Genomic DNA, 475 nt, shown 5'->3' on the forward strand with positions numbered 1-475 from the left:
GGTCGCATACCCCTCGCCGATCAGCAGGACGGACGACACCGCGTCGCCGATCAACGAGAAACAGCCCGCCTTGCGGCCATTCAGCAGATAGCGTTTCTGCCCGTCGGTCAGGATGAATTCGAGCGTCCACAACGTGCCGTCCGCGTCCCGTGCAGGAATGACGAGTGCGCTGTCGCACGCGGCCGTGCCGATGCTCAGGTTGCCACGATAGACGCGCAGCGCATCGGCCGGGATGCGCTTGCGAACGAGATACGGGTGACCGGCCGGCGCGGGCTCGGCCGCCGACCAGATCGATTCAGCGAGCGCCGATGCGGCTTGCTGTTTCTCGATCAGCTCGACCAGCTCGGCCGCTTCGCGGGCCGCGCGCTCGGCCTTCTGCCGCTCGCGCTCCGCTGGATCGACCGGCTTCGCTCGATGCGCGCGCGGATCGAAGCCGCCTTGTTTGGCGAGATGAAACAGCGTGTTGATGGTGATC

1 pseudogene is annotated in these 475 nt (G+C 66.5%); it reads right to left on the reverse strand.

Annotated elements, in window-relative coordinates:
- Nucleotides 1-475, reverse strand: a pseudogene (locus J5M71_RS27845) (hypothetical protein); the annotation flags it as partial.

Origin of the sequence: Pseudomonas sp. 43(2021) (assembly GCF_017490805.1) — a bacterium.
Lineage (GTDB): Bacteria > Pseudomonadota > Gammaproteobacteria > Pseudomonadales > Pseudomonadaceae > Aquipseudomonas.